This window comes from Peribacillus simplex (genome assembly GCF_030123325.1).
GTDB lineage: Bacteria > Bacillota > Bacilli > Bacillales > DSM-1321 > Peribacillus > Peribacillus simplex_D.
Genome location: NZ_CP126106.1, coordinates 1954041 through 1969896, shown reverse-complemented (window position 1 = coordinate 1969896; position 15856 = coordinate 1954041). Strand labels below are relative to the sequence as shown.

At 40.3% G+C, this 15856-nt stretch carries 12 protein-coding genes; 1 reads left to right on the top strand and 11 read right to left on the bottom strand.

Annotated elements, in window-relative coordinates; genetic code table 11:
- Window positions 1-397: 397 nt before the first annotated feature.
- The 6 genes from QNH43_RS09465 to QNH43_RS09440 form a co-directional block, all read right to left on the bottom strand.
- On the bottom strand, window positions 398-1639 hold the full coding sequence (locus tag QNH43_RS09465; protein ID WP_283917612.1) for a M20 family metallo-hydrolase: 1242 nt from the start codon (window positions 1637-1639) through the stop codon (window positions 398-400).
- Between the two features lie 54 nt (window positions 1640-1693).
- Window positions 1694-2383, bottom strand: a complete 690-nt coding sequence (locus QNH43_RS09460) for a DUF1028 domain-containing protein (protein WP_283917611.1) — start codon at window positions 2381-2383, stop codon at window positions 1694-1696.
- Window positions 2384-2477: 94 nt separating this feature from the next.
- Window positions 2478-2909, bottom strand: coding sequence for a RidA family protein (locus QNH43_RS09455; protein ID WP_283917610.1), 432 nt, complete (start codon window positions 2907-2909; stop codon window positions 2478-2480).
- 30 nt (window positions 2910-2939) lie between these two features.
- Window positions 2940-3530, bottom strand: a complete 591-nt coding sequence (locus QNH43_RS09450) for an FAD synthetase family protein (protein ID WP_283917609.1) — start codon at window positions 3528-3530, stop codon at window positions 2940-2942.
- A gap of 28 nt (window positions 3531-3558) precedes the next feature.
- Window positions 3559-5022, bottom strand: coding sequence for a 4-hydroxyphenylacetate 3-hydroxylase family protein (locus QNH43_RS09445; protein ID WP_283917608.1), 1464 nt, complete (start codon window positions 5020-5022; stop codon window positions 3559-3561).
- Window positions 5023-5103: 81 nt separating this feature from the next.
- A complete protein-coding gene (locus QNH43_RS09440; protein ID WP_283917607.1) occupies window positions 5104-5616 on the bottom strand; it encodes a flavin reductase family protein in 513 nt (170 codons plus the stop codon).
- A gap of 360 nt (window positions 5617-5976) precedes the next feature.
- Between QNH43_RS09440 and QNH43_RS09435 the strand changes: the two genes are divergently transcribed.
- On the top strand, window positions 5977-7296 hold the full coding sequence (locus QNH43_RS09435) for a helix-turn-helix domain-containing protein (protein ID WP_283917606.1): 1320 nt from the start codon (window positions 5977-5979) through the stop codon (window positions 7294-7296).
- A 593-nt stretch (window positions 7297-7889) separates the two neighbouring features.
- On the opposite strand, the gene QNH43_RS09430 is transcribed toward QNH43_RS09435, so the two are convergent.
- The 5 genes from QNH43_RS09430 to QNH43_RS09410 form a co-directional block, all read right to left on the bottom strand.
- Window positions 7890-9074: an acetyl-CoA C-acetyltransferase gene (locus QNH43_RS09430; RefSeq protein ID WP_283917605.1), complete on the bottom strand. Its 1185-nt coding sequence runs from the start codon at window positions 9072-9074 to the stop codon at window positions 7890-7892.
- 502 nt (window positions 9075-9576) lie between these two features.
- Window positions 9577-10425, bottom strand: coding sequence for a 3-hydroxybutyryl-CoA dehydrogenase (locus tag QNH43_RS09425; RefSeq protein ID WP_283917604.1), 849 nt, complete (start codon window positions 10423-10425; stop codon window positions 9577-9579).
- An 88-nt stretch (window positions 10426-10513) separates the two neighbouring features.
- Window positions 10514-11548, bottom strand: a complete 1035-nt coding sequence (gene meaB / locus QNH43_RS09420; protein ID WP_283917603.1) for a methylmalonyl Co-A mutase-associated GTPase MeaB — start codon at window positions 11546-11548, stop codon at window positions 10514-10516.
- Window positions 11549-13729 (bottom strand): methylmalonyl-CoA mutase, encoded by a 2181-nt coding sequence (gene scpA / locus QNH43_RS09415; RefSeq protein ID WP_283917602.1) that lies wholly within the window; start codon window positions 13727-13729, stop codon window positions 11549-11551. It lies immediately after the preceding gene.
- Window positions 13726-15807 carry a methylmalonyl-CoA mutase family protein gene (locus QNH43_RS09410; RefSeq protein ID WP_283917601.1) on the bottom strand — a complete coding sequence of 694 codons (2082 nt, stop codon included), beginning with the start codon at window positions 15805-15807 and terminating at the stop codon, window positions 13726-13728. The genes scpA and QNH43_RS09410 overlap by 4 nt, the downstream gene beginning before the upstream one ends.
- Window positions 15808-15856: the final 49 nt, after the last annotated feature.

Below are 15856 nucleotides of genomic sequence, written 5' to 3'. Positions count from 1 at the left end.
CCCCGTTTACTTTTTAACTTCAAGTTTCGATTACTATCTAAGAATTTTTTAAAAATTTGATAGCGCTTACAATCTCAAACGGTTAAAATGAGCGTTTGTCAGTTACAAATGCCATTAATCAATCCCCCTGACTTTTTTAAATTGGCATCATGTAATTAAAAAGCTACCATAATAGAATTTAACTCTATTTAATCTCTAAAGCCATACTTATTTATTAATAGAGGGTATTACTCTATCATTTTTTGTAAAAAGTAACGAACGGAGCAATATTTCTAATAGAAAAAAACAGCAAGGAGCTTATTTGTTTGAAAATGCAAATATCCTTCATGAAAATTCGGAGCCATCATGTAAAGCTGACTATACTATTTAAAAACTTGAACTCATAAACCGAGGAATTTTACGTCAATTCCCGATCAATGTTCATAATTCCCTGCAAAATTAAGTTACCGGCTTTTTCAATATCCTTAGGCAGACTGTATTCTTCCGGACAATGACTCTTCCCATCAACGCTTTTCACGAAGACCATGGCTGATTTTGTAATCATTGCCATATGAGCTGCATCATGTATCGCCATACTGGAGAACGTCATAAAAGGTTCTTCCATCTCATGAGCTGTGCTTTGTAATATATGAACAATATCCTCATCCAAAACAACTGGTTTTTGATCAAGAAAAACTCGGTGCTGAATGTCCACCTTTCTTTTCCTGGCGATTTCTTCCCAAGCGCTCTGTATTAAGTTGACCTTATGTTGAATTCCCTCTTCTGTTTCTCCTCTGACTTCATAGATAAAATCAACTTGTCCTGGAATAATATTTGCTGCATTCGGTAAAACATTCAATTTACCGACTGTTCCAACTACACTGCTGCTACTTTCTTGGCATTGACGTTCCACTTCAAGGATCATTTCAGCTACAGCAGTCAATGCATCCTTCCGATGTTCCATCATTGTCGTACCGGAGTGGTTAGACTGCCCGATAACCCTTACTTTACTTCGATAAGTTCCGACAACTCTGTTGATGACCGCCATGGATATATTTTTACTTTCCAACCGCTGTCCCTGCTCAATGTGCAGTTCAATAAAACCCTTTTTGTTCTTTCCCATTTCCTTCATCATTGGGAATTTATCAAGGCCTCCCCCAGCTTTAATCAGTTCTTCACTAAGCCGGGCACCTGTTGAATCAAAGACATCTTTCAGCATCTCGATTTTCAATCGGCCGACGAAAGAACGGCTTCCGAACGTTGATAAGTTAAAATCATTCGATTCTTCTGCCGTAAATGAAACGATTTCCAAGTCATGGTCAAGAATCACGTTATTTTCAATTAATGTTTTAATAATTTCTTTCGCCATAAGAACACCTAACGGGCCATCATACTTACCTCCATTCGGAACGGAATCAAGGTGTGATCCAATGACAATACTGCCTTGTTTTTTTCCACTCCCCTTGTGCCTACCCCAAATATTGGCGGCCCCGTCAATAGTGACCTTTAAATCCATGTCCTCTAATTCCTTTATAAACCGTGCACGCACTTCATGATCGGCTTGTGAAAAACTGGGCCTTGTCACCCCTCCTTGATCATTTTTTCCGTATTCAGCATACTCCTTGATGTCCGACAATAAACGGTCAATATCGATTTTCATAGCTGCTCACTGCCACCCTTCTCCCAGGAACTCCAAACTGGTTAGCGTTACCTTTTATTCGTCACCTTTTACCCCATAGGAAGGTGCAAGCTCCGGCTCAATTGCCCTAGATTTATAATTTTCCGCTTGCGGACTATAAATCTCCCATAGTTTTTTCAAATCATTTAGTGGATCATCGCTATAATCAACACGCAGATCTACATAAGCAAACGGAGTATCCGGATGATAGACCAAGAGTGCAATAGAATGTTCTTGATCAAGCTCCCCTCCCATGTTAAAACCGAGTTCAAGAGCTGAAATTAAGCGCTCAGGTAAAGAAAGGTCCTTCCGTTCAAGAAAATGTTGGCCCATCGCTTTTGGGATTTCTGGATTGCTTAACAGGTTACCTATGCTGGCAACATTATCAGCATAATAGTCCCCGTGTACTCCAAGCGCTTTTTCACCTGTAAACACGCTTGATTCCCCGTTCGTATCGACAACAGCCAGCTGTCTAAAATCAGGAAAGTCCGAGGCAGCCACCATTGTCCGAATTGACGCCAGGGCGCCGTAACCTTTTTCCAAAGCTGAAAGTCCTATGTCTGCTAGTCTGGGATCTGTGACATTTTGCGTCAGGATGACACCTATATTTGATTTGACCCAGGGACATCTTGCCCCAACAGCTGGGCTGCTGGAAGTGACAATAGCTCCTAAAGCTCCTGTTCTAGAGCAACGTCCTGCCACGGAAAACGTACTTGTTATGTTCATTTTTAATCCTCCCTTGAGAAAATAAGGAGCAACAAGCATGATTCTTTTCAATAGTTGCTGCTCCATTCATTTATTTTATATTCGACATATCCCCTTATTCCTTACCGCTAATAATTGCTTCGACGTCTATTTCCACCAGCATTTCAGGAAGAGCCAGCCCATTGACGACAAGTCCTGTACTAACTGGATATACGCCTTTAAAATGCTTAGCAATAACAGCGTAGGCTTCTTTTCGATAGGAACGATCAGTGACATAAGTTGTGAGTTTGCAAACGTCTTCCATTCGCCCCCCTGCTTCTTCAAGCAACTGCTTGATGCAGCGACAAGCATTCTCTGTCTGTTCAGTAACATCATTCTCCCCGTGAAAATTACCTTCCAGATCAAATGCAGTTTGCCCTCTCATGAAGATACGGTTTCCAGCACGGACAACCATAGAAAACTCATTTGCTACGTGATGAGATTCCTCCCCCATATCAGCTGGATAAAATTTATTCGTTTCAAATTTACGGTATCTTTTAATTTCCATTTTCTTAATTCTCCCTTGCTTCTTATTATATTATTGAATTTCCAACCTATTTTTTCTGGCATATGGGTTCTCACACATTGAAATCATCGTAAAACACTCGGCCCCTAGCAGCTTTTTTGCCTGAGGGTAGTTTCCTTGTTGCAAAAGCTTGCGAATGCGTGAAGAAGAGATCATTTCACCTCGTTCACATGTCAGGGGCTGTAACACTTCTACTTTAAAATAGCGGCGTAATACATCGATGGTGCCCTTTCTATTTTTTCCGAATAAGAAGTTAGGGCCTTCCCAGATTTCAATGGGATTTATTTCTTTTAATTCTTCAATGAATACCGGAACTTCCTTTTGAGTAAACGCTTCATCAAATGGACCGACTATAACATGGTCAACTCCTAGCATTTCGAGGCGCTGAAGCTTCTCTTCCACTGACATTAACAGTTGGCATCCTTTAAAAAAGACTTTTGGAGGAGGATCAAAAGTATATACAACAAAAGGAACTCCAAGCTTCATGGCCCGTTCTTTTGCCTTTAATAGCAATGCTTGATGCCCCCTGTGGATGCCGTCGAGTGCACCAATCGATAGAACCGATTCAGAAAGCTGTAAGGTGCCTTGTGTATGTATTTCCAATGAAAACTTCCCCTTTCTATATTCAAGATTACTGATTAGTAACAGTAATAGCCGCTTTTAAATCCGCTGCTTTACGAACCATTTCGCGCTGTGCTTCCATATCGAAGCTATTGAAAACTGACATCTGTTGAGCAAATGGAGGACTTTGAGCAAACAATTCAAAAGTAGTTCTATGGCCTGCGTAAGAAGAATTCAAGAGGTCTCTCGCAAAGTATAGTAATTTTCCTCTTTCTTTCGCGCTCCACTCACCAACGGAATAGTACTTATCAACATATTCTTGAATCACTGGATCTGCAAACGTTTCGGAATCTGGTGTAACGGCTAGTTGCCCTCCTACGAGTTCCCTTGTTAAATGCGCCATCGCCGGGAAATTAGATAGTGCAAATACACGGCCAGTGTACAGAAGAGATTGGTTTGGCATCATTAAACCTCCGGGGCTGACTTCCGCATTTGCAACAGCTGCTGTTAAATGAGCATTAATTCCTTCACGATAATTAATAAGCTGAGATATTTTTTCCCTTACTGCCTGCAGCTTTGTCAGACCTGTTTGTTCAACGTTCAATAAAGCCGTTCCTAGCAAATAATCTGCTCTGCGCAATACTCTTAGGACGTAGTTAAAGGCAGAATACCGATGCAGTGTGGAACGAATGTACGCTGCAGAGGCTAATGAACGATGGAACAAGACATTTTCCCATGGAATTAGTACGTTATCGAATATTAGCAATGTATCAATTTCTTCAAATTTTGTAGAGATCGGATAATCTGTATCATTTTTTCCTGTCCCGAGAGACGTACGGCAAATGTGCTTTAATCCGGGAGCTCCCATATCAGCGATGAATCCACAAGCGAATGGCGCCATAGTTTCTTCTCCGGCTTCCCAATTCAAGATAGTCGGTTTAACGAATGCCTGGTGAGCATAGGCGGCAGCCGTTTCAAACTTCGCACCTTTTACGACAATTCCTTTATCGTTTTCTTCAACAACATGCAGCAGGGTTCCGCCATCTTTTCCGCTAAAAAGTTTGCTTCGGTCACCTTTTGGATCCGTATTAGCGGAAACATGGAACAAATCTTCTCTTGCCACTCTATCGATATGATTCGCAATATTTTTCGCATAAGTAGGGTTAATTTCATTTAATTTATCCTGCGCGTCATATAAGGACCACATTTCACCTATCGTTTCATCCCCAACACGGTATACCACTCCGCCAAGATCATCAAGCACGGTTTCCACGTGATTGCGGATTCCAGTTAAATCCTCTTTAGTCTTTGGAGCTTTATACGCTCGTGAAACGACTTCGCCATCTTCCAATCTAGTTGTTAACTTCTCCTTATTTTCAGGTTCAAAGGGCATGTCATACATTCTTGCTTTCACATCAACTATCGGTTTAAATGATGGGTGTTCAGCTACATTTTTGACCCTTTCCCCATCGATGAATACTTCCCTGCCGTCATTCAATGATTCACGATATTGCTTACCAGTCATTAAAGCCATACTATTTCCTCCTTTTAGATGATTTGTTATCCAATTTTCATTTTGAATGGGCTTAGACAAACAGCTTGTTTTCCTTCAGTTTTAAGCTTTCTTGAACGAGCCAAATTCTCCTTTGAAATACACGAGCGGATCCCCTATGAGTGCATGGGCTTTTTGAACCTCCGCCAGAAAGACGGAATGAGTACCTCCTGTTACTTCTTCGACCACCCGGCATTCAATCTGGGCAAGTGTGTTATTTAAAACGGGGTTACCCAGTTCGCCATAGGACATTTCCACACCTTTGAACTTCTCAGTGTTCGACCTGGCAAACTGCATCGCAAGCTCCCCCTGGTTTTCAGCAAGAATGTTTACAGTAAATGAACCCGCTTTCGAAATAGCATGGCATGTACCTGTATTTTTATTGGCACATACAAGTAGCATTGGAGGCTCAAGAGACACAGAACTAACTGCGCTGGCAGTAATCCCATAATCTATTTCACCTTCCCTTACTGTAATTATCGATACTCCGCTTGTGAAATGACTGATTACATTTCTAAACGATTCAGGACTCACTAACTGCAACGATTGATTATCCCGAGAAGAGTTATTACTCATATAAAATGCATCCCCCTTTTTTATTTAAGGAATTATTCTCAATGTGTTCCTTAAATAAATCATAAAAAAAATCCAGCGGAATGTCAACTGAATTTTCTAACAATTCTTATAATTTTATTTTTCTTGATTATCCATTAAAGGTCCGTTTCTTTTAAAGGAAGAAATGCTGCTTGTTGCAATAGAGCAATTCATTCAACATATATACTAATGTTTACTATAATTGTTATAATCAATTAAAGAAAACCCTAACAAATTAGTAAGCAAAATGCTGGAATTAATCGATTAATTAATATATTTCCCTATATAATACATAACATTTTTGAAAAATTTGCAAGTTATTCTATTAGGTGGTGTTCGACTATGAAAATAAAAGCCGGAATTGTTGGTCCAAGTGACTATGTACAGATTATATGCGATATTGCAAAAGAATACTCCGACAGACTGTACCCGATTCCATTTGGATATCAAAATGCTGAAGAGGCGACAAATATCGTGAAACAAAATCAACTGTTGGTCGACCTTTGGATTTTTGCGGGTCCAGCCCTCTATCCTTTTGTTGAAAAAAGCGGTTCCAAACAACCTTTTTTTTATCTTAACTTAGATGGGGCAAGCTTAACAAAAACGTTGGTGGAAGTAGGTTATAAAGATTCTAAAAGCCTCAATCGGATGAGTATAGATTTGCTTAAAGAAAGTGATGTATATGAGACATATCATGATCTGGGCATTTCATATGAAGATATTCATGTTCATGAATATCTTCATGATACTACTCTCCAGGATCTTCTTGCATTTCATCAAAAACTATTTAAAGAGGGACAAGTTGATATTTGCATTACCTGTCTGTACTTTGTATACGAAAAATTGAAGTTACAAGGAATTCCTGTTTATCGAGTTACCCCTACACGTAGCAACATACGTGAAACGCTAAAAACAGCGATCCAAAAATGGGAAACCCTTCATTTTAAACAATCACAAATTGCTGCTATATTTATCAAGGTAGAGAATATGGATACAAACATGAATCACCACACCATATCCTACGATTTACATCGCTTGAACTTAAAGGTACAAGATGCCGTATTAAACTTTTCCGAATCGATTTTCGGCACTTTTGTACCTCTTGGGGTTGGAACATTTGTAATTTTCTCCACGAGAGGTTCCATAAAAGAAACAGGGCAACAAATTGGGGATCTATTGGAAAAATTAGCTTTAATATCGGAATTACCATCGAATGTTGGGATCGGCTATGGGGAAACTGCATTGGCTGCGGAGGAAAATGCACGACTTGCTTTAAATCATGCACAAAATTACGATTCTTTTTGTGCATTCCTTGTAGATGATAGAGGGATTATTGAAGGTCCTCTTAAAGAACAAGAAAGCATTTCTTTTGGCTATCGGACGGAGAATAAGGAAATCAGTGAAAAACTTAAACAGTGTGGAGTCACGATTACAACACTTAACAAGATTTTGTCTGTACAAAAAAGAACGGGGAACCACTCTATAACAGCATCAATTCTTGCAGAATGGTTAAAAATGACCCCCCGGAACGCACGGCGAATTCTTAATGGTTTAGTCGAGCAGGAGATTGCCGAAATAATTGGTGAAGAAGCACCTACAGCTAAAGGAAGACCTAGAAAGATATATCGGGTTAATAGTGAATTGGAGACTACAACGGAATAGACCGGGGAAAAATAGAGGGCACCATATTCCTAAGGGTGGAATTCCCACATCTTACATTTCAAATTAGATTAGGAGCTAAATGCTCCTTTCAAAGGGTAAATCGGAAGTTTTGTGTGTTGTATTTTTAAAGATTCAAGAAATCTTGTAGATAAACCCTACCATTAACAAAACGCCATTTAGAGCGTTTCAGCCTGTAGGCGAACTCGATAATCGAGTTTGTCTACAGCTTTTTAAAGGTTTACAATTTGAACGTTTCCTCTAGGGACTCGCTTTCCGCGGGCGATCCAATCAACATTATTGTTTTAACTTTTATATAGACCGACTTTAGTCTACGGTTTTAAATGCCATTTAGGGCGTTTAAAATTACCTACTGGGTTTGGTAGGTAAAAACAACTTAGTTCCCCCACCTATCTAATTCCGATTATCTTTTAAAGTTGATAGTTTAGGGTAGCAAATATGTCATGTTCGCAAAGTTTGGCCAAAGTAAGAAAAAGAGCAATGTATTTGCTCTTTTCAGACTCAAAGATATTATAATAACTCGCTAGCTATTGGCTGCTTCCTATTATGCTTACTTCCATAAAAGATTCACATGTTCAAAGAGCCTCAATGATTACTGAGATTCCTTGTCCTCCTCCAATACAGAGGGAGGCTAGTCCATACTTCTTTCCTTGATTCCTTAACTCTAGTGCCAATGAATATATAATTCTAGCTCCACTAGCCCCAACTGGATGACCTAATGCGATTGCTCCACCATTTACGTTAACTTTTTCCCGGTTCAACCCAAGCTCCCTCTCTACTGCAAGATACTGGGCAGAGAATGCTTCATTGATTTCGAACAAATCGATATCTTTAATATTGAGTCCTGCTTTCCGTAAAGCTAATTGACTAGCAGGAACTGGTCCAATGCCCATAATATTTGGGTCTACCCCCGCAATTCCCCAGGATATGATTCTTGCCAATGGCTTCACATTGTGATTGGTTTGAAGGAAGGATTCACTTCCAAGTATTAAGGCAGCTGCCCCATCATTAATACCACTGGCATTACCTGCCGTTACGGTCCCATCCTTTTTAAAAGTTGGTTTCAGTTTCGCTAATCCTTCAATTGAAGTATTATGGCGAATATGTTCGTCTTCTAAAATGGTTATTTCCTTTCCTTTTTTGGTGAATATCGTGACAGGGGAAATCTCTTGTTGAAATCGCCCCGACAGTTGGGCCTTTGCTGATTTTTGGTGTGATTGAACAGCCAAACTATCTTGATCGTCTCGGGTTAGTTCATATTTTTCAGCAAGCGTTTCCGCTGTTACTCCCATCCCACACCCTATATATTCATCGCTCAAAGTCGCCCAAAGCATGTCGTCCATCTCTGGAGACTTTAAACCCGTACCAAAGCGGACATCTCGTAATACGTGAGGAGATTGGCTCATATTTTCGGTTCCCAAGGCTAGAGCGACTTCAGCATCCTTTAAAAGGATCGACTGAGCTGCCGATACGACCGCTTGCAATCCAGAACCGCATAAACGATTGAGAGTTAAAGCGGGGCTCTCTACTGGAATCCCAGTTTTCAAAGCAATATGCCTGGATAGGTAGGAGGCATTTTTCGAAGTATGTATCACATTCCCTGCAAAAACATGCTCAACCTCTTCAACTGAAATATTACTTTTTTCAATGGCTCCTTTAGTTGCGATCACTCCAAGATCGATAGCAGAAACATCCTTTAATACCCCTCCAAAACTCCCGAACGGCGTCCTGGATCCGCCTAAAATATAAACATGACTCATAATTCATTCTCCTTTATTGAAGATTGTTTGATTCGATTTGATGGATGGAAAACATCTTTTCCATTTCTTTATTTTACCTTCTAATTTTATACCGAATCGCTTCTACAGAAATTCCATTTTGGAATTTCCGATAGATTGATTGGGATATAATCGCAGTTCCTTTTTCCATTACATTTTTAACATTGAAGTGGATAAAAATGTCTTAACTTGAAAATAAGGGAAATATCCTTCTCGTGCATACAATAAAGGGCTTCCTGCTATATTTATGTGTAAAGCAGAACCTTTTAAACGTTCTTTCTGATTGACCATTTCTTCCACAAAAGTTTGTGGTTCGTTATAGTATCTGGAAATAAAAACATTTTGATTAACTGAATGCTTACGAGAACGATATAATATCTCCCAATGGTTCATTATTTTCACATTGCTTTTTTTAGTACCCTTTAACAAACATTTGAATTGCTTGATTTGGAAACTTATTTTTATTATCCGATAAATTACTAATCTATTGATAACTATAAAAGCCTATCCCACTCTTTTTCCCTAGATGTCCTGCCCTTACTAATTTCTTAAGTAACGGGCATGGCCGATACTTGGAATCTGCCGTTTCGGAATATAAAGTTTCAATAACGTATAACAACGTATCAAGTCCGATTAAATCTGCTAATGCTAAAGGACCGATTGGATGATTTGCTCCTAACATCATTGCTTGATCAATGTCCTCAGCACTAGCAGTTCCTTCGTACCGAAGAAAGATTGCCTCATTAAGCATAGATGCTAATATTCGGTTCACTACAAACAGAGGGGCATCATTAACCAAAATACTCTTTTTTCCTAAACGATCAACCAAATTACTGATCAACTGAATAGATTCCTCCGATGTACGCGATCCTTTAATAATTTCTACTAACTCCATCACAAGGACTGGATTGAAAAAGTGCATTCCTAGAACCTTATCGGGTCTGTTCGTAGAGCCTGCAATTTCCGTAATACTTAAACCAGAAGTATTGGATGCTAAAACTGTAATTTCTTTACATATCGAATCAAGGCGTTTGTATATTTCCTTTTTCACTTCCATTTTTTCAATAATTGCCTCAATAACAACGTCAACTTCTGACAAGTCATGCAAGTTCACTGTGCCATGAATTCGCGATAATATCTCCTGTGCCTCTTTCCCTTCCATTTTTCCTTTAGTGACCTTACTGTGGAGATTTTTTTCTATTGCATCTAGTCCTACTTGTACATATTTTTCATCGATATCCTGAAGTATGACTTGATAACCGGCCTCAGCAACTACCTGAGCAATCCCATTTCCCATTGTTCCAGCTCCCACTATTCCTATCGTTCTTACCAAGAACATTTCCACCTTTCTATACTTTCTAATGGCTTATAAGGCTATACCCGGTATCCTTTTCTTTTCTTAATGAAAAACCTTCCTTACCCTATCCATTTTCATCATAAATTTTGAATAATTGTTGGACTGCGAGTGTGGGGGAAGCATGGCCGTTAAGAAGTAATCCTTCCATTTTAGTAATGTTTTTTTTCATCGATGGATTACCATAAAATCTCGCCTTTAATTGGTCCTCTATCATAGAATGAACCCAGTCAATCATTTGTTCTTTTCTTCTTTTTCCAAAGCATCCATTCCTACTGGTAACTTGTTTATATTTCTGAATGACTCTCCAAATGTTGGATACACCTTCACCCGTTATGGCAGACACAGTAAATGCTTTTGTTTCCCAACCCTCGGTGATTGGTTGTAAGAAATGAAGGAAGCGATTGTATTCCGCCTTTGCATTCATGGCAGCTTGTTTGTTTTCGCCATCCGCTTTATTAATGGAAATAGCATCAGCTAATTCCATCACCCCTTTTTTCATTCCTTGTAGCTCATCCCCTGCACCAGTCAGCATAATAACTAGGAAAAAATCCACCATGGAACGGACGGTTATTTCACTTTGGCCGACTCCGACGGTTTCCACGATTATTACGTCATACCCTGCTGCCTCACAAATAAGAAGGGTTTCACGGCTTTTTCTGGTGACCCCTCCTAACGTCCCACTTGACGGGGACGGTCGAACATATGCATGTGGGTGGCGAGAAAGATGTTCCATTCTTGTTTTGTCACCTAGAATACTTCCTCTAGATACACTGCTAGTTGGGTCAACGGCTAAAACCGCTACACGGTGATTTTGCTCACAGAGCATCATACCAAAGGATTCAATTAACGTGCTCTTACCAGCCCCAGGAACGCCTGTAAAGCCGATTCGAATTGATTTTCCTGTATATGGAATCAGTTCTTTCAGCACTTTTTGTGCCATTTCCATGTGTTTGGGTAAATTGCTTTCAACTAAGGTGATCGCTTGAGCAATAATTGCACGATTTCCATTCATCACACCCTGTACATAATCATCAACCGTAAGGTGTCTTCGTCTTGGCGATAAGAGTTGCTTGGATTGAATGCTTTCTTTTTCTGTCATTTAAGTGACCAATCCGAGACGACGATTTAATTCTTCTATCACCTGTTGTGCGGCAATCGGGATAACCGTTCCTGGTCCAAATATGGCAGCCGCTCCTTTTTCTATTAAGTAACTGTAATCTTGAGCAGGAATAACACCGCCAATCACGACGGCAATATCTTCACGGCCTAAACGCTTCAGCTCTTCCACGACTTGAGGAAGTAATGTTTTATGACCAGCAGCAAGAGAGCTCATCCCTAAAACATGTACATCATTTTCCACGGCCTGTAAGGCTGCTTCCTCTGGTGTTTGGAATAAGGGACCAATATCAACATCAAAACCAAGGTCTGCAAATGCAGTCGAAATCACTTTAGCTCCACGGTCATGCCCGTCCTGTCCCATCTTTGCAATCATGATCCGAGGGCGTCGGCCTTCATTCTCTTCAAATTGATCGGACATTTCACGGACAATTTTCACTTGTTCCTCTTCCCCAAACTCTGCACTGTACACTCCGCTAATAGAACGAATAATTGCTTTATGTCTCCCTACTACTTGTTCGTATGCATTCGAAATTTCTCCTAGGCTCGCTCTAGAGCGAGCTGCATTTACCGCTAGCTCTAGAAGGTTTCCTTCTCCAGTTTCAGCCGCTTTTGTAATCGCTTGAAGTGCTGCTTCCACCTTTGCTTTATCTCTTTCTGCCCGAAGCTGCTCTAAGCGGCGAATTTGCGCTTCACGGACAGCAGTATTATCAATATCTAATATCTCAAGAGGGTCCTCTTTTTCTAAACGGTATTTATTCACTCCAATGATCGATTCTTTACCAGAATCAATATGCGCTTGTCTTCTAGCAGCCGCTTCTTCAATTCTCATCTTTGGCAGTCCTGTTTCAATGGCTTTTGCCATTCCGCCAAGTGCTTCGATTTCTTCAATATGTTCCCAGGCTTTTTCAAGTAATTCAGCCGTAAGCGACTCCACGTAATAGGAGCCGCCCCATGGGTCTAATACGTTGGTTATCCCCGTTTCATCCTGAAGGTATAATTGGGTATTTCGAGCTATTCGGGCAGAAAAATCGGTCGGTAAGGCAATCGCCTCATCCAGTGCGTTCGTATGTAGGGATTGTGTATGACCAAGAGCAGCAGCCATCGCTTCAATACAGGTACGTGAAACATTATTGAATGGGTCTTGCTCTGTTAAGCTCCATCCAGATGTTTGCGAATGGGTTCGAAGTGCTAACGACTTTTCATTTTTCGGGTAAAACCTTTTCATTAGCTTCGCCCAAATTAAACGGGCTGCACGCATTTTAGCCACTTCCATATAGTAATTCATTCCGATTGCCCAGAAGAAGGAAAGACGTGGAGCAAATCGATCAATATCAATCCCTGCTTTTAAACCCGTTTTGACATACTCTAATCCATCTGCAAGGGTATAACCCAACTCTATATCGGCGGTAGCCCCCGCTTCTTGCATATGATAACCGGAGATGCTAATGGAATTAAATTTCGGCATATGCTGGGACGTGTATTCGAAGATATCTGCTATGATTTTCATTGACGGTTCTGGAGGATAAATGTACGTATTACGAACCATATATTCTTTTAAAATATCATTTTGAATGGTTCCAGAAAGCTTCTCTTGGGGAACTCCTTGTTCTTCAGCTGCCACGATATAAAAAGCCATGATCGGCAGGACAGCTCCGTTCATCGTCATGGAAACAGACATTTTATCTAATGGGATTCCATCAAATAAAATCTTCATGTCTAGAATGGAATCAACGGCAACGCCGGCTTTTCCCACATCGCCTACGACTCTAGGATGATCCGAATCATACCCACGATGTGTAGCTAAATCAAAGGCGATCGAAAGCCCTTTTTGTCCTGCAGCTAAGTTTCTGCGGTAAAACGCATTACTTTCTTCCGCCGTAGAAAAGCCAGCATATTGACGAACCGTCCAAGGTTGTGATTTATACATAGCTGGGTACGGACCTCGAAAGAATGGTGCTATTCCCGCCACATAATCTAAATGATTCATTCCTATTGTGTCCATATTTGTGTATAGAGGCTTTACATCAATTTTTTCATAAGTCGGAACGGCTAAATTATCAAAAGACATTCCAGAAAGTTTCTCAGCATGTTTACTCCATTCACTAAATGCACCTTCTATTTCATCTGTATATGCTACTTTAGTAAAATCTGGTTTTGTCATGAAACAGCCACTCCTTTCTTCTGTAGAAGTTGACTTAATACGTCATAGCAGTTTGAGCCACCGTGAACAAATTCAGCTACTCCAGCCTCTTTAAATCTTACTTCATCTACTTCACTAGGCTTTCCTGCTAATAATATGGTTATTTGTGCATCCATTTTTTTAATAGACATTGCAAGTGGAATAGCAGCTTGTTGATAGTCTTCATCTTTCCCGCAAATGATGACAATATCTGCCATGGACACAACGATTGCCTCGACTGCTTCTTTTATAGAACCAAAGCCATTGTTTTGAATAACATCGTAACCGCCTACTTCAAAAAATCCTGCAGCAAAATCCGCTCGCACTTTATGATTTGAAATATGTCCTAAGTTTGCTAGAAATACAATCGGTCGATTTCCAGTTTTCTCTGCCATCTCATCAATGGATTGACGAAGTTCTTCAAACTGAAGTGCACCTCTGGTTGGCTTGATTGTTTTAACACAGACCACAGCTTCTGACTTCATACCTGTTGCATTGGCTATTTCACCTAACGATGCACCTTGTTTTGCTGCTTGGATCGCGGTCTCTGTTTTATTTGAGATTACGGCTAAACTTCCTACCGATATATGTGCTCGGCCTGCTACTTGAATGATATGATCATTGATTTGAGGCGTTTCATTTAACGCTATCCAATCTACCCCTTTTTCTGCCAAATTCACATACATATTGGTACCAACGAATATATCTTTTCGGTGAGCGATGCTCCTCATTCGCTTTGAAGCTGTTTGTTGAACCACATTTTGTGGGAATTCTTTTATTAACGAATGGAAAATCCCACCTTTTCTCTCTATTTCCTGGAAAAGTCCCCATGCCTTTTTGGCAACCTCATTTGTAAGTACTTCTACGTACCAAGAGCCACCGGCTGGATCGATTGTCCTCGCAATATGAGCCTCTTCTTTTAAAATAATGGAGGCATTCCTTGCAATTCGTCGTGAAAAAGCGGTAGACTTTTGAATCGCTTCATCAAAGCAACTAACATGAATGCTGTCAGCCCCACCGACTGCTGCAGAAAATGCTTCTGTTGTAGCGCGCAGCATATTCACATAGGGATCAAAAACTGTTTTTGTCCATGCGGATGTTCGTGCATGCATCGTCATCTTCTGGGCTTCTTCATTCCCACCAAACATTTCTACAATTCTGGCCCAAAGAGTTCTTGCGGCCCGAAGTTTGGCAATTTCCATAAAATAACCGGAACCGATTGAGAACGAAAAACGGATACTGCTGGCGGCTTTATTTATATCAATTCCTTGGGAAGTTAGTGCTTGTAAATATTCGACACCTGTTGATAAGGAAAAAGCCAATTCTTCAACCGCACTACTTCCACCGTCATGATAGACATTTCCTTGGATTAGAACCGTTTGTAAATGGGGGGTATTCTCGTTTGCCCATTTTGTTATGTCGGCCATCAATGTATAACAATCTTCCAACTCGTAAGCTAATGTTCCATTTTCTACTAGTTCCGCGAGTGGATCCATCCCTATACACCCATGTAATTCCTCCACTTCTCGTCCGGACTGTTCTAGGTGAGCGATAATCAAAGCAAGTAGTGGCAATGAATTTGCCCCAGCACCTATGTGAATAGGAACATTACCAAAGTCAATATCTTTTAGTGCATCGGCTACATCGGTTACCCCTGAAATCGATAGTCCTGCTTTCCCTACTTCTGAAGTAGCTTCACTCGCATTTATTCCACGTTTCGTTGGTGTATCAAGGACAATATTTAATGAGGTTTGCCCCTTGCTAAGGTCATGCCGTGCTACTTTATTAAAAGAAGCGGGTATTCCAACATTGATTTCCTGATTGATTTCCCATCCATTTATAAGCGTTTTAGTGCCGCGAGTAAAAGGGGCCATACCTGGCAAGGACTGCAGAAAAGGAAGATTGGCAGCATCCTCCTTTCGATACATCGGCTGAAGTAAAATTCCTTCATATGTTTCTGTAATAAGTCTTTTTTCAAAAGAAGCTCCTTTTAAAGATTTTTCTGTTAGGTCACGCCACTGTTCATTACTTGGGATCTCAAATTCCGAAAATTGGTCCACTATTTTTTTATCCATTTTAAGTTGCGGTAAGCATCAATCCCCATGCTAT

Bases quoted from the DNA above. Each gene is read 5' to 3' on its own strand.
- QNH43_RS09455 (WP_283917610.1), bottom strand. From the start codon at position 2,909: ATGGAAATTAAAAGATACCGTAAATTTGAAACGAATAAATTTTATCCA.
- QNH43_RS09435 (WP_283917606.1), top strand. From the start codon at position 5,977: ATGAAAATAAAAGCCGGAATTGTTGGTCCAAGTGACTATGTACAGATT.
- QNH43_RS09440 (WP_283917607.1), bottom strand. From the start codon at position 5,616: ATGAGTAATAACTCTTCTCGGGATAATCAATCGTTGCAGTTAGTGAGT.
- QNH43_RS09465 (WP_283917612.1), bottom strand. From the start codon at position 1,639: ATGAAAATCGATATTGACCGTTTATTGTCGGACATCAAGGAGTATGCT.
- QNH43_RS09430 (WP_283917605.1), bottom strand. From the start codon at position 9,074: ATGAGTCATGTTTATATTTTAGGCGGATCCAGGACGCCGTTCGGGAGT.
- QNH43_RS09460 (WP_283917611.1), bottom strand. From the start codon at position 2,383: ATGAACATAACAAGTACGTTTTCCGTGGCAGGACGTTGCTCTAGAACA.
- meaB (WP_283917603.1), bottom strand. From the start codon at position 11,548: ATGACAGAAAAAGAAAGCATTCAATCCAAGCAACTCTTATCGCCAAGA.
- scpA (WP_283917602.1), bottom strand. From the start codon at position 13,729: ATGACAAAACCAGATTTTACTAAAGTAGCATATACAGATGAAATAGAA.
- QNH43_RS09445 (WP_283917608.1), bottom strand. From the start codon at position 5,022: ATGGCTTTAATGACTGGTAAGCAATATCGTGAATCATTGAATGACGGC.